The following is a 17997-nucleotide window of genomic DNA, read 5'->3' as shown; positions in this document are numbered from 1 at the left end:
GGGGGGGGGGGGGGGGGGGGGGGGGGGGGGGGGGGTGGGGGGGGGGGGGGGGGGGCGGGGGGGGGGGGGGCGCGGCCCCCCCCCCGCCCCCCCCCCCCCAGGACCGGTGACGGTCCACTCGTGCACGACCGCCCGCACGGGCGGGTACGACCGCGGCCCCCGGCGCAAGTTGCCCCGGGGGCCGCGGCGTACGACCCTCGAACCACCACCATTCCGCGTCCGCAGTCAGGATTGCCGGCCCGATCCCGGCAGCTGCGTGGATCTCCCGAGCGGCGGCTCTCCCACCGGAGGACTTCCGCTCCCGGCGTAAGGTGCCTCGGTGCTCTTCTTCACGATCAGACGGATCATCGGAGCCGTTTTCGTGTTGCTGGCGAGCTCGTTCCTCGTCTTCGCGCTCTGCGCCGCCAGCTTCGACCCGCTCTCGCGGTACTACACCCTCCAGCCGCGTCCCCCGGAGTCGTTCTTCAACAACCTGCGCGAGGAGTTGGGCCTCAACGACAACTTCTTCGTCCGCTACTGGAACTGGCTCACCGGGGTGGTGCAGGGGGACTTCGGGCAGACGGTCAACAGCACGCCCGTCGTCAACGAGCTGCCGGGGCGGTTGCTCGTCACCGGGCGGATGATCCTGATCGCGATCATCCTGGCGGTCATCCTGGCGATCGTGGTCGGCGTCATCGGCGCCGTCCGGCAGTACAAGCCCTCCGACTACGCCTTCACGTTCCTGGCCTACCTGCTGATCGCGCTGCCCACCTTCTGGTTCGCCGCGCTGCTCAAGGAGTTCGTGGCCGGGGGCATCAACGACCTGTTCGGCCGGCAGGTGCTCTTCACCATCGGCGAGCAGACACCGGGCATCGAGCTCTACGCCACCGGCAGCGAGATCTGGATGGACCGGCTGGGCCACCTGGTGCTGCCGACCGTGAGCCTCGCGCTGCTCACCTTCGCCGCCTGGAGCCGATTCCAGCGCGCGGCGATGCTCGACGTGCTCGGCTCCGACTACATGCGCCTGGCCCGCGCCAAGGGCCTGACCTACCGGCGCACGGTCCTGCGGCACGGCCTGCGCAACGCGCTCATCCCGCTCACGACCGTGGTCGCGCTCGGCATCGGCACGCTCTTCGGCGGCGCCGTCATCACCGAGCAGGTGTTCGTCTGGCACGGCATGGGGGAGTACCTGCTGTCGAACGGCATCGGGAACAACGACATCAACGTGGTGCTGGGCTGGCTCCTGGTGAGCGCCGCGTTCGTCGTCCTCTTCAACCTGATCGCCGACATCCTCTACGCGGTCCTCGACCCGCGTATCCGCCTCGCCTGACGCGCCGAGGACCAGAGAGAGAAGAGGGACATGGCCACCACCCAGGCCACCACCGCGACCGCCGGCTCGCCGGTCCCGGCCGAGCCCGGCACGCCGCAGGGGGGCGGCGCCGACCGCGAGTTCACGGTCCAGGCCCGCAGCCAGCGTCAGCAGATCGTCCGGCACTTCCTGCACAACAAGGTCGGGATGACCGGCCTGGTGATCTTCGTGCTCATGCTGCTGTTCGGCTTCGTCGGGCCGCTCGTGCAGGGCGTGGAGTACGGCACCCAGAACCGCGACGCGCAGTCGGTGCCCCCGGGCACCGCCGGCTACCTGCTCGGCAGCGACGAGATCGGCCGTGACGTGCTCGCCGGCCTCATGCAGGGCGTGCAGCGGTCGATGTTCATCGTGCTGCTGTTCGTCGCCATCGCGCTGCCGCTCGGCGTGCTCGTCGGCTCGCTGGCCGGCTACTTCGGCAAGTGGGTCGACAGCGTGCTGATGCGGATCGTCGACCTGATCCTGACCGTGCCGCTGCTCGTCGTCCTGCTCGTCGTCGCGAGCAACTTCCCGGGCGCGCGGACCCCCCTGGGGGTCGGCATCATCCTCGGCCTGTTCGGCTGGCTGGACCTCGCCCGGATCGTCCGCAGCCAGTTCCTCTCGCTGCGCGAGAAGGAGTACGTCGAGGCCGCGCACGCCCTGGGCGCCTCCAACTCGCGGATCATCTTCAAGCACCTGATCCCGAACGCGCTCGGGTCGCTGATCGTCTGGACGACGCTGGCCGCGGCGACGGCGATCATCCTCGAGGCGTCGCTGACCTACCTCGGCTTCGGCGTGAACGGCGCCAACCAGACGTCGCTGGGCCGGCTGGTCTCCGACGGCGTCCAGGCCGCCAGCACCCGCCCCTGGCTCTTCTACTTCCCCGGCATCACGCTGCTGGTCATCGTCCTGTCGATCAACCTGATCGGCGACGGGATCCGCGATGCCTTCGACCCGAGCAACCGCCGCGTGCGGGCCTGAGAAGGAGCTCCATGTCCCTGAACGACGGTGCGCCCACCGGCGCGACCTCCGTCGGCACCCTGCAGCCCGAGCGGGCGCACAGCCTGCCCGGCTTCGACCCGACCGCCCCCCTGCTCGAGGTCAGCGACCTGCGGGTGGACTTCCCCACCCAGGACGGGCTCGTCCACGCCGTGCGCGGCGTGGACTACACGCTGCGCTCCGGTGAGGTGCTCGGCATCGTCGGCGAGTCCGGCTCGGGCAAGTCGGTGACGTCGCTGGCGGTCATGGGGCTGCTGCCGGCGTCGGCGCGGATCACCGGCTCGGTGCGCTACCGCGGCCAGGAGCTGCTCGGCCAGTCCGACCCGTCGATGTCGCGGGTCCGGGGCAAGGGCATCTCGATGATCTTCCAGGACCCGATGACCTCCCTGGACCCCGTCTACCGCGTGGGCTACCAGATCGAGGAGACGTTGCGGGTCCACGACAAGCGGCTGTCCCGGCAGGCCGCCGCCGCCCGGGCCACCGAGCTGCTCGAGCTGGTCGGCATCCCGAACGCCGCGGCGCGCACCCGCTCGTACCCGCACGAGTTCTCGGGCGGCATGCGCCAGCGCGTGGTCATCGCGATCGCCATGGCGAACCAGCCGGACGTGATCATCGCCGACGAGCCGACGACCGCCCTCGACGTCACCGTCCAGGCGCAGATCCTGGAGGTCCTGGGCAAGGCGCTGGAGGAGACCGGCGCGGCGATGGTGCTCATCACCCACGACCTGGGCGTCGTCGCCGGCGTCGCCGACCGCGTGCTGGTCATGTACGCCGGCCGGCCGGTCGAGGTGGGCAGCGTCGAGGACATCTACTACGAGCCGCGGATGCCCTACACCCTCGGGCTGCTCGGCTCGCTGCCGCGGCTGGACAGCTCCAGCCGCGAGCGGCTGACGCCGATCGTCGGGTCGCCGCCGTCGCTGGTGAACATGCCCCCCGGCTGCCCGTTCGCCCCCCGCTGCCCGCTGCACATCCCCGAGTGCGACGCCGCCGAGCCGCCGCTCATCGGGGTCGGCCGTGACCACACCGCCGCCTGCATCCGCACCGAGATCGTGGAGAAGGCGCACGGCCACGCCGCGGAGGTCTTCGACGAGACCAGCGCCGACACCCTGCTCGGCGACGGCGCGTACCCGGCCGACGGCGCCGGTGCTCCCGAGCTCGGCCGCGACAGCGACGTCCGCGACACCCCGCCGCACGACCAGACCGAGCCGACCGCGCGCGCCGGGGGAGAGACCGGCACGGTCACCAGCCCGAGAGGAAGCCAGCAGTGACCGCCCCCACCACCGACCGAGCCGCGGCCCCGCTGGGCGACGGCGAGCCGATCCTGTCGGTGCGCGGTCTGGAGAAGCACTTCCCGATCAAGGGCGGCGGGCTGGTCAAGCGCACCGTCGGCGCCGTGCGCGCCGTGGACGGCGTCGACCTGGACATCTACCCCGGCGAGGTGCTGGGGCTGGTGGGGGAGTCCGGCTGCGGCAAGTCCACGACCGGGCGCGCGATCCTCAACCTGCAGCCGGCCACCGGCGGCTCGGTGAAGTTCATGGGGCAGGAGATCGTCGGCCTCGACCGCAAGCAGATGCGGCCGCTGCGGCGCGACATCCAGATCGTCTTCCAGGACCCCTACGCGTCGCTCAACCCGCGGCTGCCGGTCTTCGACATCGTCGCCGAGCCGCTGATCATCCACGGGCTGACCAAGGGCGACCAGGAGCTGCGCAGCCGGGTGCGCGAGCTCGTCGAGCAGGTGGGGCTCAACCCCGAGCACACCAACCGCTACCCGGCCGAGTTCTCCGGCGGCCAGCGGCAGCGCATCGGCATCGCCCGCGCGCTGGCGCTGGAGCCCAAGCTGCTGGTGCTCGACGAGCCGGTGTCGGCCCTGGACGTCTCCATCCAGGCCGGCGTGATCAACCTGCTCGAGGACCTCAAGGACCGCCTCGGCCTGTCCTACCTGTTCATCGCGCACGACCTGTCGGTGGTCCGGCACATCTCCGACCGCGTGGCGGTGATGTACCTGGGCCGGATCATCGAGGTCGCCGACCGCGACGAGCTGTTCGAGCGGCCGGCGCACCCGTACACGCAGGCGCTGCTCTCGGCGATCCCGCTCCCCGACCCGCGCCGGGAGCGGCAGCGGCAGCGGATCATCATCAGCGGTGACGTGCCCAGCCCCGCCAACCCGCCGTCGGGCTGCAAGTTCCGCACCCGCTGCCAGAAGTTCGCCCACGTGCTCTCCGACAGCGAGCGCGAGCTCTGCATCGCCCAGGAGCCGGCGCTCGAGGACCGCGGCGCCGGGCACCCCAACCGCTGCCACTACGCGGAGCCGCTGAAGGTCCTGTGAGCGACGAGGCATAGGAGGCTCTGCACACGCTTCTCGCCCCGAAACCGTGTGCATAGCCTCCTATGCCTGTTCGGCAGGATGGGGGCGTGACCGCAGACCGTCGCTTGCTGCTCGTGCACGCCCACCCCGACGACGAGTCGATCAACAACGGGGCGACGATGGCCCGCTACGTCGCCGAGGGGGCCTCGGTCACGCTGCTCACCTGCACGCTGGGCGAGGAGGGGGAGGTGCTCGTCCCCGAGCTCGCGCAGCTGGCCGCCGACCAGGCCGACCAGCTCGGCGGCTACCGGATCTGGGAGCTGCGGGCGGCGATGGACGCGCTCGGCGTCACCGACGTGCGCTTCCTCGGCGGCGCCGGCCGCTACCGCGACTCCGGGATGATGGGGACGCCGGCCAACCAGCACCCGCGGGCGTTCTGGAACGCCGACCTGGACGAGGCCGCGGCGCACGCCGTCGCCGTCGTCCGCGAGGTCCGGCCGCAGGTCCTCGTCACCTACGACACCAACGGCGGCTACGGCCACCCCGACCACATCCAGGCCCACCGGGTGGCCATGCGCGCGGTCGACCTCGCCGCCGACCCGGCCTTCCGCCCCGAGCTCGGCGAGCCGTGGGAGGTGGCCAAGGTGTACTGGTGCGCCATGCCGCGCTCGGTGATCCAGCAGGGGATCGAGGCCATGGCGGCCCTGGGGGAGGCCTCGCCGTTCGAGGGGCTCGGCGACATCGAGGAGGTCGACTTCGTCATCGCCGACGAGCTCGTCACCGCCGCCGTCGACGCCCGCGCGTACGCCGCGCGCAAGGACGCCGCCCTGCGGGCCCACCCCACGCAGATCACCGTCGACGGACCGTTCTTCGCCCTGTCGAACAACCTCGGCCAGGAGGTGCTGGGCACCGAGTACTACCGGCTGGTGCGCGGCGCCCGCGGCCCGGCCGGCGAGAACCCGCAGGGCTGGGAGGACGACCTGTTCGCCGGCCTGACCCCGTGACGGCGCTGCGGGCGCTGGCGCTCGTCGGCTGGGGGCTGCTCGCCCTCGTCGTCGCCACCTGGCTGGCGCTGGTCGAGGTGTTCTGGCTGCCGCTGCGGGTGGGCGGCGTGCTCCTGCCCGTCTCGGTCGTCGTCGCCGTCGCCGGCAACCTGCTGGTGGTGGCGACCGCGCACCGGTTGTCGGGCTCCCGCGTCGTCGCGGTGCTGCCCGCGCTGGCCTGGCTCGCCGTCGCGCTGGCCGCCGCGCAGCGCCGCCCCGAGGGCGACCTGCTGCTCCCCGGAGGCGGCGCGCTCGGCGTGGTCAACCTGGTCTTCCTGCTGGTCGGCGTCGTGGCCGCGGCCTTCGCCGTCGGGCGGGTGCTGGCCGCGCCGCGGCGACGCGGCACCCCGGCCGTCGAGGCTCAGCCGGTCGCCGACCGGTAGTGGTAGCGGTGGTGCTCGGTGAACCCGAACCGGCCGTACAGCGCCAGCGCGGGGGCGTTGGACGCCAGCACCTGCAGCACGCAGGAGCGCCCGCCGCGCGCGGCCGCCCACGCCGCCAGCTCGGCCATCAGCGACGTCGCCAGCCCGCGGCGCCGCGCGCGCTCGTCGACGGTGACGGCGGTGACCACGAGCCAGCCGTCGACCACGACGCCGCGGGCCACCGCGGCGAGGGGAGCGGGCGGCGGATCGAGCCGGACGGCGGCGAACACCGGGTCGTCGGCCGCGGTGAGGACCGCGCGGGCCACCGGCGGCAGCGCCGCCCCGCGGTGGCGGTAGGCGTCCAGCCAGGCGTCGTCCGGCTCCGGCGCCAGGACGACGGGCGCCGTGGCCGCCGGCCAGCCGTCGAGCGGCGCGGTGAGGACGACGGTGTCCTCCTCGCGCCGCCACCCGGCCGCGGCGAAGGCGGCGTCGGCGGCCCCGCCTCCGGGCAGCGGCACCTGCGCGCGCGGCCGCAGCCCGCGCGCGCGGTACCAGCCGGTGACGGCGTCGACCGCCGCGGGCAGGCCGGCCGGCGGCTGCCCGACCACGAGCACCGAGTTCGCGCGGCCGGTGAACCCGCCCCCGGCGCGCAGCAGCCAGTCGCCGTAGCGCTCCCGCTCCAGGCCCCGCCAGGTGGCGGCGGTCAGCAGCTCGAGGTCGGCGACGTCCGGCACGGCGGCGATCCTGCCCGACCGGCGTGCGGGGCCCGCGCCGACGGGGGAGAGGGCACCGGTGTCGGCCGGTCGCGCCGGGGCCGCGGGGGCAGGTGATACTTATGGCGGCAACAACGCGCCCCGGGAGGACCCACCGTGACCTACGTCATCACCCAGCCCTGCGTCGACGTCCTCGACAAGGCCTGCATCGACGAGTGCCCGGTGGACTGCATCTACGAGGGCGACCGGATGCTCTACATCCACCCCGACGAGTGCGTCGACTGCGGCGCCTGCGAGCCGGTGTGCCCGGTGGAGGCCATCTACTACGAGGACGACGTCCCGGACAAGTGGAAGGACTTCTACAACGCCAACGTGGAGTTCTTCTCCGACCTGGGCAGCCCCGGGGGCGCGGCCAAGACCGGCAAGGTGGGCAAGGACCACCCGCTGGTCGCCGCGCTGCCCCCGCAGGGCGAGGGCCACTGACCACGGCTGAGGCCGGAGCGGCCGCGCGCCGGCTGCCCGACTTCCCCTGGGACGCGCTGGGCGAGGCGCGGGCCCGCGCGGCCCGGCACCCCGGCGGGGTGGTCGACCTGTCCATCGGGACGCCGGTCGACGACACCCCCGCCGTCCTGGAGCAGGCGCTCGCGGCGGGTGCCAACTCGCCCGGGTACCCGACCGCGCTGGGCACCGCGGCGCTGCGCACGGCGGCCGCCGACTGGCTGCGCCGCCGGCTCGGCGTGACCGTGCCCGACCCGCTCGGACCGGACCCGTCGGTGATCCCCACCGTCGGGTCCAAGGAGCTGGTCGCGCTGCTGCCCACCCTGCTGGGGCTGTCGGGCAGCGGCACCGTGCTCGTCCCGGAGGTCGCCTACCCGACGTACGAGGTCGGAGCGGTGCTGGCCGGGCTGGCGGTGCGCCGGTCCGACGTCCCGCCGGACGACGCCACCGGGGTGGTGCTGGTCTGGCTGAACTCGCCGGGCAACCCGCACGGGCGGGTGCTCACCGACGACGAGCTGCGCGCGTGGGTGGCCTGGGGCCGCCGGCACGGGGTGCCCGTCGTCGCCGACGAGTGCTACGTGACCCTCGGGTGGGACGTCGAGCCGCGGTCGCTGCTCCACCCGTCGGTGGCCGGGGACGACCACACCGGCCTGCTCGCCGTGCACTCGCTGTCGAAGCAGTCCACGGCCGCCGGGTACCGCGCCGGCCTGCTCTCCGGCGACCCGGCGCTGGTGCGGCGGGCCTGGGAGGTGCGCCGCCACCTCGGGCTGCTGGTCCCCGGGCCGGTGCAGGCGGCCATGGCCGCGGCCCTGGCCGACGACGCGCACGTGGCCGAGCAGAAGGAGCGCTACCGGGCCCGCCGGTCGAAGCTGCTGGCCGCGGTGCGCGCGGCCGGCGCGCGGGTCGACCACTCGGCCGCCGGCCTGTACCTGTGGGTCACCCGCGACGAGGACTGCTGGACGACGATCGGCTGGCTGGCCGACCGCGGCATCGTGGCCGCGCCCGGCACCTTCTACGGCCCGGCCGGCGGCCGCCACGTCCGCATGGCGCTGACCGCCACCGACGAGCGGATCGAGGCCGCCGTGGAGCGCCTGACCGCGTGAGCGACGGCGTCGTCGTCCCGCCCCGGCTGCGGACGGCGATGACCGCGATCCACGGCGAGCGCGGCGCCGCCTGGTGCGACCGCCTGCCCGCGCTGGTGCGCGACCGGGCCCGGGCCTGGGGGCTGACGCTCGGCGCCCCGTTCGCCGCCGAGTACCACTGGGTGGCCCCGGGGCGCCGCGGCCCCGACGACGTGGTGCTCAAGCTGGGCATCCGCAACGCCGATCGCGACCTCGAGCGCGAGGCCGGGGTGCTGGCCGCCTGGGGCGGGTCGGGTGCGGTGCGCCTGCTGGACGCCGACCTCGACGGTGCCGGCGCGCTCGCCCTGCTGCTCGAGCGGGTGCGTCCCGGCACCGACCTTGAAGGCGTGCCGGACGACGAGGCCTTCCCGCTGCTCGGTGCGGTGGCGCGGGCGCTGCACGGCGGCGGGACGTCGCGGCCGGCGGTCGCGGTGGAGCCCGCGGACCTCGCGGACCTGGCCGCCGGGCACCCCCTGCTCCCGGCGGGGCTCACCGCGGCCGCGGCCCGGCTGCGCGACGAGCTGCTCGCCACCGCCGGGGACCCGGTCCTCTGCCACGGCGACCTGCACCACGGCAACGTGCTGCGCGGGCCCGGCGGGGCGGTGGCGATCGACCCGCGCGGCGTCTGGGCCGAGCCGGCGCTGGACGTCGCCGTCGCGATGCTCAACCCGCTGGGCACGCTGCCGCCCGGGCGGGCCGCCCTGGCCGCGCTGCTGGAGCGGCGGCTGCGGCTCGTCTGCCCGGCGATGGACGTCGACGTCGACCGCGCGCGGGCCTGGACGGCGGTCTACGCGGTGACCTCGGCGCTGTGGTCGGCCGAGGACGGGCTCGGCGTGGAGGAGGAGAGCCTCGCCGTCGCCGGCGTCCTCCTCTGAGTCAGCCCTCGGTGCAGAGCGGCTGGTCGGCCGCGAGGGCGCTGGTCAGCTCGACCGCCAGCCCCTCGTGCTTCTGGTACGCCTCCGGGAAGGCGCTGCGCTGGACGGCGTCGGCCGCCTCCGTCAGGCGTCGCGTCTGCCAGTCGGGGATCCGGACGAGGCCGTCGTAGAACTTGCCGGCCGCGTAGACGGGGTCCTGCACCTGCTCCGGCGTGCCCCAGCCCATCGACGGGCGCTGCTGGAACAGGCCGAGGGAGTCGCGGTCGCCGTAGTCGAGGTTGCGCAGCCGCGACTCCTGCATCGCGGTGGCCAGCGCGATGACGACGGCCCGCTCGGGCAGCCCGCGGTCCCAGCCGACCTGCGCGATCGTGCGCGCGTTGGCGATCTGCTCGGCGGTGAGCGTGATGCCGGTGGCGGGCAGCGTGCACTGGGCGGTGGCCACGGGCACGTCCTGCCCGTCGCCGTCCCAGACCAACCCCACCAGCACGACCAGCGCGATCAGCAGCGGCGGCCACAGGTGCGCGGGGGTGAGCCTGCCGAGCGAGAAGCCCTTCGAGCGGCCCCTCGACGCCCGGCGGGCCGGTCGGCGGCGGACCACTGGTCGCGCCGCCGTCCTCTTCCGGGGCCCGGCCGACGGGCGGCGGGTGACCGTGCGTGCGGAGCTCATCACCCTCGACTGTAGGTGCGGATGCTGTGCGTCCCGGGCAGCCGACGACGTCGCGCCGGACACCTGTCGCCGGGCGCCGGTGATCGTTACGGTGGGCCGCCGTCCCCGACCACGAGGAGCCCGCATGAGCGACCACCTGCTGCCCGGCATCACCGCGACCCGGGTGGAGACACCCCGGCTGACCCAGCAGGTGCTGGCCGCCGAGGGCACCGGGATCGCCGGGCCGGGCGAGGCGGTGCTGTTCGTGCACGGCAACGTCAGCTCGTCACTGTTCTGGCAGCAGCCGCTGCTGGCCCTGGCCGAGACCGGCCGGGTGCGGGCGCTCGCGGTCGACCTGCGCGGCTACGGCGGCACCGACCCGCTGCCGATCGACGCCCGCCGCGGGCTGCGCGACTGGGCCGACGACGTCGCCGCTCTGGTCGACACCCTCGGCCTGGACCGCGTGCACCTGGTGGGGTGGAGCATGGGCGCCGGCGTCGTCCTGCAGTACCTGCTCGACCACCCCGACCGGGTGGCGTCGCTGGCGCTGGTCGCGCCGGTCTCGCCCTACGGGTTCGGCGGGACGGCGGGCTCGGAGGGTCGGCGGGTGCACGAGAGCGGCTGCGGCTCGGGCGCCGGTGCGGCCAACCCCGACTTCGTCGCCGCCATCGCGGCCGGCGACACCACCGCCGACAGCCCGACGAGCCCGCGGTCGATCCTGCGCGCGTTCTACGTCGCCCCGGGCTCGCTGCCGCTGGACCCGCAGCTCGAGGACGTCTTCGTGGCCTCGATGAACACCACCCGCACCGGCGCCGACCACTACCCGGGCGACGCCGTCCCCACGGAGGCGTGGCCGGGCGCGGCGCCGGGGGAGCGGGGCGTGCTCAACACGATGTCGCCGACGGTCTGCGACCTCTCCGGCATCGTCGACCTGGAGAGCAAGCCGCCGGTGCTGTGGATCCGGGGCGACGCCGACCAGATCGTGTCCGACACCTCCGCCTTCGACCTGGCGTTCCTCGGCTCGCTCGGCGCCGTGCCGGGCTGGCCGGGGGCCGAGGAGTTCCCGCCGCAGCCGATGGTCACCCAGACCCGCGCGGTGCTCGACCGGTACGCGGCCACCGGGGGCGCCTACCGCGAGGTGGTCCTCCCCGACGTCGGCCACTCGCCGCACGTCGAGCGCCCGCAGGAGTTCGTCGTCGCCCTGCTCGAGCACCTCGACGCCCCCGCCCAGGAGCCCGCCCACCTCACCTGAGGCAGGACTGGCGCAGGAGGCTCTGCACGCGGTTCCGGGGCCCGGACCGTGCGCGGAGCCTCCTGCGCCTGGCGGGGACGCCGGGAGGGGGTATCAGACGGGGACCTGGGGCAGCTCGCGCAGCGACCCGGCGAAGCGCTCGTCGGGGACGTCCTCGTCCACCATGCGCCCCGACAGGTAGGCGTCGTAGGCGGCCAGGTCGAAGTGCCCGTGCCCGCACAGCGCGGTGAGGATGACCTTCTCCTCGCCCGACTCCTTGCAGGCCAGCGCCTCGCTGATGCACGCGGCCAGGGCGTGCGTCGGCTCGGGCGCCGGGACGATCCCCTCGGTCCGGGCGAACTGCAGCGCGGCGGCGAAGCACTCGGTCTGCGGCAGGGCCAGCGCCTCGATCAGGCCGAGCTCGTGGACGTGCGACAGCAGCGGTGACATGCCGTGGTAGCGCAGCCCGCCGGCGTGGATGGGGTCGGGGACGAACCGGTGCCCGAGGGTGTGCATCTTCAGCAGCGGCGTCATGCCGCTGGCGTCGCCGAAGTCGTAGGCGTACACGCCGCGGGTCAGCGACGGGCAGGACGCCGGCTCCACCGCGCGGATCGTCGGCGACATCCGCCCGGCCAGCTTCTCGCGCAGGAACGGGAACACCAGGCCGCCGAAGTTCGACCCGCCGCCGGTGCAGCCGACGATCACGTCGGGCCGCTCGTCGACCGCGGCCAGCTGCAGCAGCGCCTCCTCGCCGATGACCGTCTGGTGCAGCAGCACGTGGTTGAGCACGCTGCCCAGGGCGTACCGGGTGGACGGGTCCTGCGCGGCGACCTCCACCGCCTCGCTGATCGCGATGCCCAGCGAGCCGGGGTGCTCCGGGTCGCCGGCGCGGATCGCCTTGCCGGCCTGGGTGAGCTCGGACGGCGAGCGGTGCACCTGCGCGCCGTAGGTCTGCATCATGATCCGCCGGTACGGCTTCTGGTCGTACGAGGCGCCGACCATCCAGACCTCGCACTCCAGGCCGAACAGCGAGGTGGCGAAGGCCAGCGCGGTGCCCCACTGGCCGGCGCCGGTCTCGGTGGTCAGCTTCCGGACGCCGGCCTTCGCGTTGTAGTACGCCTGCGGGACCGCGGTGTTCGGCTTGTGCGAGCCGGCCGGCGAGACGCCCTCGTACTTGTAGTAGATCCGGGCCGGGGTGCCCAGCGCCTTCTCCAGCCGGTGCGCCCGGTACAGCGGCGCGGGCCGCCACAGCTTGTAGACGTCGAGCACCTCACCCGGGATGTCGACGTAGCGCTCGCCGGTGACCTCCTGGGCGATGAGGTCCGCCGGGAACAGCGGCGCGAGGTCGTCGGGCCCGACCGGCTGCAGCGTGCCCGGGTGCAGCGGCGGCGGTGGCGGGCTCGGCAGGTCGGGGACGACGTTGTACCACTGCGTCGGCAGCTGCGACTCGTCCAGCAGGATCTTGGTCTGCGTCCCGGCCACGGCCTTCCCCTTCCTGCCCGCACCAAGATGGCCACAATGGCGCAGGCGGGCGCCGCGGGGAAGGCCTCAGTCAGTTGGCGTGCAGGGCGGCGTTGAGCTGGCCCCAGCTGCCCGCGCGCGGCAGCACCTCGAGCGCGCCGCTGACGCTGTTGCGGCGGAAGAGCAGGTTGTCGCGGCCGGAGAGCTCCAGCGCCTTGACCACCGAGCCGTCGGGCAGCGTGACCCGCGACCCCGCCGTCACGTAGCAGCCGGCCTCGACGACGCAGCCGTCGCCGAGCGAGATGCCGATGCCGGCGTTGGCGCCGAGCAGGCAGCCGCTGCCGATCGAGACGACCTGCTTGCCCCCGCCGCTGAGCGTGCCCATGATCGACGCGCCGCCGCCGATGTCGCTGTCGGGACCGACGACGACGCCGGCGCTGATCCGGCCCTCCACCATCGAGGGCCCGAGCGTGCCGGCGTTGTAGTTGACGAAGCCCTCGTGCATGACCGTCGTCCCCTCGGCCAGGTGCGCGCCCAGGCGCACCCGTGCGCCGTCGGCGATGCGCACCCCGGTCGGGACGACGTAGTCGACCATCCGCGGGAACTTGTCGACGCCGAAGACGGTCACGTGCCCGTGGGCGGACCGCAGCGCCGCCGCCCGGCGCGGCAGCTCCGTGGCGAGCACCGGCCCGGCGCTGGTCCACGCCACGTTGGTGAGCAGGCCGAAGACGCCGTCGGTGTTCGCCCCGTGCGGGCGGATCAGCCGGTGGGAGAGCAGGTGCAGCCGCAGCCAGACGTCGTAGGTGTCGACCGGCGGCGCCGAGAGGTCCTCGATGTCGGTGCGGACGGGGATGACCTGCACGCCGCGGGCCTGGTCGCTGCGGACCAGCCCGGAGTAGTCCGGTCCGAGCGCGCCGCCGAGCTCGAGGGTGCCCATCTGGTGCGTGCCCGTCGGCCCGGTCGCGGTGTCCACGGTGGGCGAGGGGAACCAGACGTCGAGGACGGTCCCGTCGTCGGTCACGGTGGCCAGGCCGATCCCGCTGGCGCTCACGTTCGTCACGGGGCACGACGCTACCGAGGCGCACCGGTGCTCCTCCGGCCGGAGCCCGGCGGCGCCCGTAGGCTCGACGGTCGTGGGTGCCAACGCGAAGCTCGACCTCTCCGCCGACGTCCTGGAGCTCACCCGCGCGCTCGTCGACATCCCCTCGGTGTCGGGCACCGAGCAGGTCCTCGCCGACGCCGTCGAGGCGGCGCTGCGCGACCTCGGCGGCCTGGAGGTGGAGCGGGTCGGCGATGCCGTCCTGGCCCGCACCAACCTGGGCCGGCCCACCCGCGTCGTCCTCGCCGGGCACCTCGACACCGTGCCGATCGCCGACAACCTGCCCAGCAGGCTGGCCGACGGCCTGCTCCACGGCTGCGGCACCTCCGACATGAAGGCCGGCGACGCGGTCATGCTGCGGCTGGCCGCGCGCTTCGGCGTCGCCGGCGCCGAGCCGGCGCACGACCTCACGTTCGTCTTCTACGACAACGAGGAGGTCGAGTCGGCGAGGAACGGGCTCGGCCGGGTGGCGCGCGAGCGCCGGGGCTGGCTCTACGGCGACCTGGCGGTGCTGCTGGAGCCCACCGACGGGGAGATCGAGGCCGGCTGCCAGGGCACGCTGCGCGCGGTCCTGCAGGTGCCCGGCCGGCGCGCGCACAGCGCCCGCAGCTGGCTGGGGACGAACGCGATCCACGGCGCCGCGCCGGTCCTCGCGACGCTGGCCGCGTACCGGGCCCGCGAGGTCGAGATCGACGGCTGCACCTACCGCGAGGGGCTCAACGCCGTCCGGATCGAGGGCGGGGTGGCCGGCAACGTCGTCCCCGACGTCTGCCGGGTCACCGTGAACTTCCGCTACGCCCCCGACCGCGACGAGGACGCCGCCGAGGCGCACGTGCGCGAGGTCTTCGCCGACGCGCTGGCCGCGGGGGCCAGCCTGGAGGTCGTCGACAACGCCGGCGGGGCGCTGCCCGGGCTGGCCGAGCCCGCCGCGGCGGCGTTCGTGGCCGCGGTGGGCCGCCCGGCGCGCGCCAAGCTCGGCTGGACCGACGTCGCCCGGTTCGCCGCCTTCGGGATCCCGGCGGTCAACTACGGCCCCGGCGACCCGCAGCTCGCCCACACCCGGGAGGAGCACGTCCGCGTCGACGCGCTCCAGCCCGCCGAGGACGCCCTGACCGCCTACCTCTCCGGGAGCACCACGTGAGCCAACCGTCCGAGAACGGCCGGCGTGCCCGGCCCACCCGCCACCGCGGCCCGATCGTGCTGCGCGGCGGCGAGCCCGACCCCGCCTACCAGGGCACCACGACCGACCAGCGGCTGCTCGACCGGCGCGGCCCGACCGACTGGGTGCACACCGATCCCTGGCGGGTCCTCAGGATCCAGAGCGAGTTCGTCGAGGGCTTCGGCCTGCTCGCCGAGCTGCCGCGCGCGGTCAGCGTCTTCGGCAGCGCGCGCACCCCCCGCGACCACCCGCACTACGCGGCCGGCGTGGAGCTGGGCGCCGCCCTGGTGCGGGCCGGCTACGCGGTCATCACCGGGGGCGGCCCCGGCGCGATGGAGGCGGCCAACCGCGGCGCCTCCGAGTCGGGCGGGCTCTCGGTCGGCCTGGGCATCGAGCTGCCGTTCGAGCAGGAGCTCAACGAGTGGGTCGACCTCGGCATCTCGTTCCGCTACTTCTTCGTGCGCAAGACCATGTTCGTCAAGTACGCGCAGGCCTTCGTGATCCTGCCCGGCGGCTTCGGCACGCTCGACGAATTGTTCGAGGCGCTCACCCTCGTGCAGACCCGTAAGGTCACCCGCTTCCCGGTGATCCTCTACGGCTCCGAGTACTGGTCCGGGCTGGTCGACTGGGTGCGCACCACGCTCGTCGAGGCGGGCACGATCAGCCCCGGCGACGTCGAGCTGCTGCACGTCACCGACGACGTCGAGGAGGTCGTCCGGGTGATCCAGGAGGCCGAGGCCGCGCGCGCGGCGGCCGGCGACAACGGCGGCGGCATGCGCGCGCCGGTGCGCCACGACCGGCCGCGCGTCGACCAGACGCCGGCGGGCGGGCCCGTCGAGGGCTGACGTGGTCTCGTTCGTCCTCTTCGTCGTCGGGGTGCTGCTGGTCGGCGGCCTGCTGTTCCTCGGCGGGTCGGTGCTGCTCGGCCGCGGGGAGACCCAGCCGCCGGCCGAGCTGGACCGCTCGCCGGTCGAGCTGCCCGACGACCGGCCGGTGGCCGGCGACGACGTCCGCGCGCTGCGCATCTCGGTCGCGTTCCGGGGCTACCGGATGACCGAGGTGGACTGGCTGCTCGACCAGTTCGCGCAGGCCCTCGACGAGCGCGACGCCGAGATCGCCGCGCTGCGCGCGCGCCTCGCGGAGCGGGACGACGACGGCGAGCATCCCCCGGACGGCGGCGACGACCAGGAGCACGCCGGTGCCTGAGCTGGTGGAGAGCATCGACGTCGAGGCGCCGCCCGAGCGGGTGTGGGCGGCGCTGACCGACTGGGTGCGGCAGGGCGAGTGGATGCTCGCCACCGACGTCCGCCCGGTGGTCGGGCCGGCGCAGGGCGTCGGCGGGCGGCTGATCGCGGTGACCGGCCCGCGGCTCCCGGGCGGCCGGCGGGTCGGCGTCGTGGACACGTTCGAGATCACCCGCTGGGAGCCGCCGACCCGGGTCGACGTGCTGCACACCGGCCGGGTGGTGCGCGGGCCCGGCACGTTCGAGGTGCACGCGCGCGGCGAGCGCTCGACGTTCGTGTGGTCGGAGCGGGTCGACCTGCCCCTCGGGGTGCTGGGCCGGCTCGGCTGGCCGCTGGTCGCACCCGTCGTCCGCGCCGGGTACCGGGCGTCGCTGCGCCGGTTCGCCGAGCTCGCCCGCACCCACCCCGGCTGATCGGGCCCGCCCGCGACGATCACGGACTCCGGGGAGCGGCGCGCCGTCCGACGGCGGCGTGTCGCGTCCCGGACTCCGTGATCGCGGCGGGCCCGGGCCGGCCGGGTCAGGCCAGGCCCGCCTCGGCGCGGGCCGCGGCCCGCAGCGCGGCGCGGTCGACGCCCAGCGCGGTGAGCGCCCGGGCGGCGGTGCCGCGCTCGAGGTCGCACACCGCCGCGACGACGTGCGCGCCGCGCAGCCGCGCCGGCCGCGCCGACTTCGACAGGCGGACCGCCTCCTGGAAGACCTGCTGCGCCTGCGGCGTGGAGCGGAACGCGCCCGTCGCCGGCGCCCGCAGCCCGTCGGCGTCGGCCGGGGGAGCGGCGTCGACGCCCACCGCGGCCAGCGCGTGCCGGTGCGCCTGCTCCACGGCGGCGCGCAGCCGCTCCGGATCGGTGCCCACCTGCCGCAGCGCCCGGACGGCGGTGCCGTCGGGCAGCGCCGCGGCCGCCAGGAGCAGGTGCTCGGGGCCGGGCAGCTCCTCGCCGGCGGCGCGCGCCTCGGCCTCGGCCCGGGTGAGCAGGTGCTTGATCGTGCGCACGTCCCGCACGGCGTCGACGAGTCCCAACGGTCGACCTCCCGGTCATCGGCCGCGGCGCGCGCGGACCTCGGCAGCGAACTTCTTGTGGGCGGCCTGGGCGCTGATGCCGAGCGCCTCGCCCACCTGGGCCCACGTCCAGCCCTGGGCGATCGCCTCGGCCACCGCCGCCGACTCGAGCCGGCCGGCCAGCCGCCGCAGGGCGACCACCGCGGCCAGCGCGGTCTCGGGGTCCTCGGGCCCCGGCAGCGCGTCCGGATCGACCACGCCCATCAACCTAGGTTGATGGCGCGGCGCCGTCAACCCTGGTTGATGCGCTCCGCCGCTCGAGACGGGCGCGCAGGCCGTCGAGCATCAGCGCCAGCCCCTCCTCGAACCGCTCGTCGTCGTCGCCGACCGAGCGGGTGGCCGCGTCGAGCAGCGGGAACCGGGCGGGATCGCCCTCCGGCGGGTCCTCGGCCGGCCGGTCCCGGGCCGCCTGCGTCTCGAGCGCGTCCCCGAGCAGGTACGAGCCGAGCGCGGTCAGCACGCGCACCGCCTCGGCCGGCTCGAGACCGGCCGCCACCAGCACCCGCAGCGTGCTCTCGATGCCCGGCAGGGCCTCGTCGGTGGGCCGGTTGCCGGCGACCACCTGCACGCTGTCGCGGTGGGCGAGCAGCAGCGCCCGCCGCAGCCGGGTGCTCTCGGCCAGCCACTCCCAGATCGACTCGCCCTCGCGCGGCGCGCGCGTGCTCTCCGGCACCTCGGCCAGCACCTGCTCGGCGACCAGGTCGAGCAGGTGCCGCTTGTCCCTGACGTGCCAGTACAGCGTCGGGGCGCTCACCCCGAGCCGAGCGGCCACCGCGCGCAGGGTGAGCCCGGGCAGCCCCTCCTCGTCCAGCACCTCGACGGCGGCGCGGACGACGTCCTTCCGGGACAGCGGCACGG

The 17997-nt window shown here is 74.9% G+C and carries 21 protein-coding genes; 14 read left to right on the top strand and 7 right to left on the bottom strand.

The window, feature by feature from the left end; genetic code table 11:
• Positions 1-319 precede the first annotated feature (319 nt).
• The 6 genes from ACI78S_RS22235 (at position 320) to ACI78S_RS22210 (ending at position 6054) form a co-directional block, all read left to right on the top strand.
• The gene (locus ACI78S_RS22235) at positions 320-1309 is read left to right on the top strand and encodes an ABC transporter permease (protein WP_456977151.1); all 990 of its coding nucleotides are present in this window, start codon (positions 320-322) and stop codon (positions 1307-1309) included.
• A gap of 30 nt (positions 1310-1339) precedes the next feature.
• Positions 1340-2305 carry an ABC transporter permease gene (locus tag ACI78S_RS22230; RefSeq protein WP_456977150.1) on the top strand — a complete coding sequence of 322 codons (966 nt, stop codon included), beginning with the start codon at positions 1340-1342 and terminating at the stop codon, positions 2303-2305.
• 11 nt (positions 2306-2316) lie between these two features.
• On the top strand, positions 2317-3591 hold the full coding sequence (locus ACI78S_RS22225; protein WP_456977149.1) for an ABC transporter ATP-binding protein: 1275 nt from the start codon (positions 2317-2319) through the stop codon (positions 3589-3591).
• Positions 3588-4649, top strand: a complete 1062-nt coding sequence (locus ACI78S_RS22220; RefSeq protein ID WP_456977148.1) for an ABC transporter ATP-binding protein — start codon at positions 3588-3590, stop codon at positions 4647-4649. Before ACI78S_RS22225 ends, ACI78S_RS22220 begins: the two co-directional genes overlap by 4 nt.
• A gap of 86 nt (positions 4650-4735) precedes the next feature.
• Positions 4736-5632 (top strand): N-acetyl-1-D-myo-inositol-2-amino-2-deoxy-alpha-D-glucopyranoside deacetylase, encoded by an 897-nt coding sequence (gene mshB / locus ACI78S_RS22215; RefSeq protein ID WP_456977147.1) that lies wholly within the window; start codon positions 4736-4738, stop codon positions 5630-5632.
• Positions 5629-6054, top strand: coding sequence for a hypothetical protein (locus ACI78S_RS22210; RefSeq protein WP_456977146.1), 426 nt, complete (start codon positions 5629-5631; stop codon positions 6052-6054). The genes mshB and ACI78S_RS22210 overlap by 4 nt, the downstream gene beginning before the upstream one ends.
• On the opposite strand, the gene ACI78S_RS22205 is transcribed toward ACI78S_RS22210, so the two are convergent.
• Complete coding sequence (locus ACI78S_RS22205) at positions 6033-6767, bottom strand: GNAT family N-acetyltransferase (protein WP_456977145.1); 735 nt, start codon at positions 6765-6767, stop codon at positions 6033-6035. The two genes, ACI78S_RS22210 and ACI78S_RS22205, sit on opposite strands and share 22 nt — an antisense overlap.
• Before the next feature lie 135 nt (positions 6768-6902).
• Between ACI78S_RS22205 and fdxA the strand changes: the two genes are divergently transcribed.
• Genes fdxA through ACI78S_RS22190 form a run of 3 tightly spaced genes read left to right on the top strand, consistent with a single transcriptional unit; the run spans position 6903 to position 9240 of the window.
• Positions 6903-7229, top strand: a complete 327-nt coding sequence (fdxA, locus tag ACI78S_RS22200; RefSeq protein ID WP_456977144.1) for a ferredoxin — start codon at positions 6903-6905, stop codon at positions 7227-7229.
• A complete protein-coding gene (dapC, locus tag ACI78S_RS22195; RefSeq protein ID WP_456977152.1) occupies positions 7226-8347 on the top strand; it encodes a succinyldiaminopimelate transaminase in 1122 nt (373 codons plus the stop codon). Before fdxA ends, dapC begins: the two co-directional genes overlap by 4 nt.
• Positions 8344-9240, top strand: coding sequence for an aminoglycoside phosphotransferase family protein (locus ACI78S_RS22190; RefSeq protein WP_456977143.1), 897 nt, complete (start codon positions 8344-8346; stop codon positions 9238-9240). Before dapC ends, ACI78S_RS22190 begins: the two co-directional genes overlap by 4 nt.
• A 1-nt stretch (position 9241) precedes the next feature.
• Here the strand turns inward: ACI78S_RS22190 and ACI78S_RS22185 are convergent, their stop codons facing one another.
• Positions 9242-9907, bottom strand: a complete 666-nt coding sequence (locus ACI78S_RS22185; protein ID WP_456977142.1) for a hypothetical protein — start codon at positions 9905-9907, stop codon at positions 9242-9244.
• A 124-nt stretch (positions 9908-10031) separates the two neighbouring features.
• Here ACI78S_RS22185 and ACI78S_RS22180 point away from each other — a divergent pair, with 124 nt between their 5' ends.
• Entirely contained in the window at positions 10032-11138 is a 1107-nt protein-coding gene (locus ACI78S_RS22180) for an alpha/beta fold hydrolase (RefSeq protein WP_456977141.1), read from the top strand.
• A gap of 93 nt (positions 11139-11231) precedes the next feature.
• Here the strand turns inward: ACI78S_RS22180 and ACI78S_RS22175 are convergent, their stop codons facing one another.
• Positions 11232-12599 carry a TrpB-like pyridoxal phosphate-dependent enzyme gene (locus tag ACI78S_RS22175; RefSeq protein WP_456977140.1) on the bottom strand — a complete coding sequence of 456 codons (1368 nt, stop codon included), beginning with the start codon at positions 12597-12599 and terminating at the stop codon, positions 11232-11234.
• 70 nt (positions 12600-12669) lie between these two features.
• Positions 12670-13638, bottom strand: coding sequence for a 2,3,4,5-tetrahydropyridine-2,6-dicarboxylate N-succinyltransferase (gene dapD, locus ACI78S_RS22170; RefSeq protein ID WP_456977139.1), 969 nt, complete (start codon positions 13636-13638; stop codon positions 12670-12672).
• 73 nt (positions 13639-13711) lie between these two features.
• On the opposite strand from dapD, the gene dapE reads away from it, so the two are divergent.
• Genes dapE through ACI78S_RS22150 form a run of 4 tightly spaced genes read left to right on the top strand, consistent with a single transcriptional unit; the run spans position 13712 to position 16493 of the window.
• The gene (gene dapE / locus ACI78S_RS22165; protein ID WP_456977138.1) at positions 13712-14818 is read left to right on the top strand and encodes a succinyl-diaminopimelate desuccinylase; all 1107 of its coding nucleotides are present in this window, start codon (positions 13712-13714) and stop codon (positions 14816-14818) included.
• The gene (locus ACI78S_RS22160; RefSeq protein WP_456977137.1) at positions 14815-15681 is read left to right on the top strand and encodes an LOG family protein; all 867 of its coding nucleotides are present in this window, start codon (positions 14815-14817) and stop codon (positions 15679-15681) included. Before dapE ends, ACI78S_RS22160 begins: the two co-directional genes overlap by 4 nt.
• 1 nt (position 15682) lies before the next feature.
• The gene (locus tag ACI78S_RS22155) at positions 15683-16042 is read left to right on the top strand and encodes a DivIVA domain-containing protein (RefSeq protein WP_456977136.1); all 360 of its coding nucleotides are present in this window, start codon (positions 15683-15685) and stop codon (positions 16040-16042) included.
• Positions 16035-16493: an SRPBCC family protein gene (locus tag ACI78S_RS22150; RefSeq protein ID WP_456977135.1), complete on the top strand. Its 459-nt coding sequence runs from the start codon at positions 16035-16037 to the stop codon at positions 16491-16493. The genes ACI78S_RS22155 and ACI78S_RS22150 overlap by 8 nt, the downstream gene beginning before the upstream one ends.
• A gap of 106 nt (positions 16494-16599) precedes the next feature.
• Here ACI78S_RS22150 and ACI78S_RS22145 read toward each other — a convergent pair whose 3' ends face one another.
• Genes ACI78S_RS22145 through ACI78S_RS22135 form a run of 3 tightly spaced genes read right to left on the bottom strand, consistent with a single transcriptional unit; the run spans position 16600 to position 17995 of the window.
• Positions 16600-17100 (bottom strand): Clp protease N-terminal domain-containing protein, encoded by a 501-nt coding sequence (locus ACI78S_RS22145; RefSeq protein WP_456977134.1) that lies wholly within the window; start codon positions 17098-17100, stop codon positions 16600-16602.
• Positions 17101-17115: 15 nt separating this feature from the next.
• A complete protein-coding gene (locus tag ACI78S_RS22140) occupies positions 17116-17337 on the bottom strand; it encodes an RNA polymerase subunit sigma-70 (RefSeq protein WP_456977133.1) in 222 nt (73 codons plus the stop codon).
• 10 nt (positions 17338-17347) lie between these two features.
• Positions 17348-17995 carry a TetR/AcrR family transcriptional regulator C-terminal domain-containing protein gene (locus ACI78S_RS22135; protein WP_456977132.1) on the bottom strand — a complete coding sequence of 216 codons (648 nt, stop codon included), beginning with the start codon at positions 17993-17995 and terminating at the stop codon, positions 17348-17350.
• Between the last annotated feature and the right edge of the window lie 2 nt (positions 17996-17997).

The organism is Geodermatophilus sp. SYSU D00815 (assembly GCF_054050035.1).
This window is presented reverse-complemented; position numbering and strand designations above follow the sequence as displayed.

Coding starts and splice junctions, on each gene's coding strand:
- ACI78S_RS22185 (WP_456977142.1), bottom strand. CDS start 9,907: ATGAGCTCCGCACGCACGGTCACCCGCCGCCCGTCGGCCGGGCCCCGG.
- ACI78S_RS22180 (WP_456977141.1), top strand. CDS start 10,032: ATGAGCGACCACCTGCTGCCCGGCATCACCGCGACCCGGGTGGAGACA.
- ACI78S_RS22225 (WP_456977149.1), top strand. CDS start 2,317: ATGTCCCTGAACGACGGTGCGCCCACCGGCGCGACCTCCGTCGGCACC.
- ACI78S_RS22230 (WP_456977150.1), top strand. CDS start 1,340: ATGGCCACCACCCAGGCCACCACCGCGACCGCCGGCTCGCCGGTCCCG.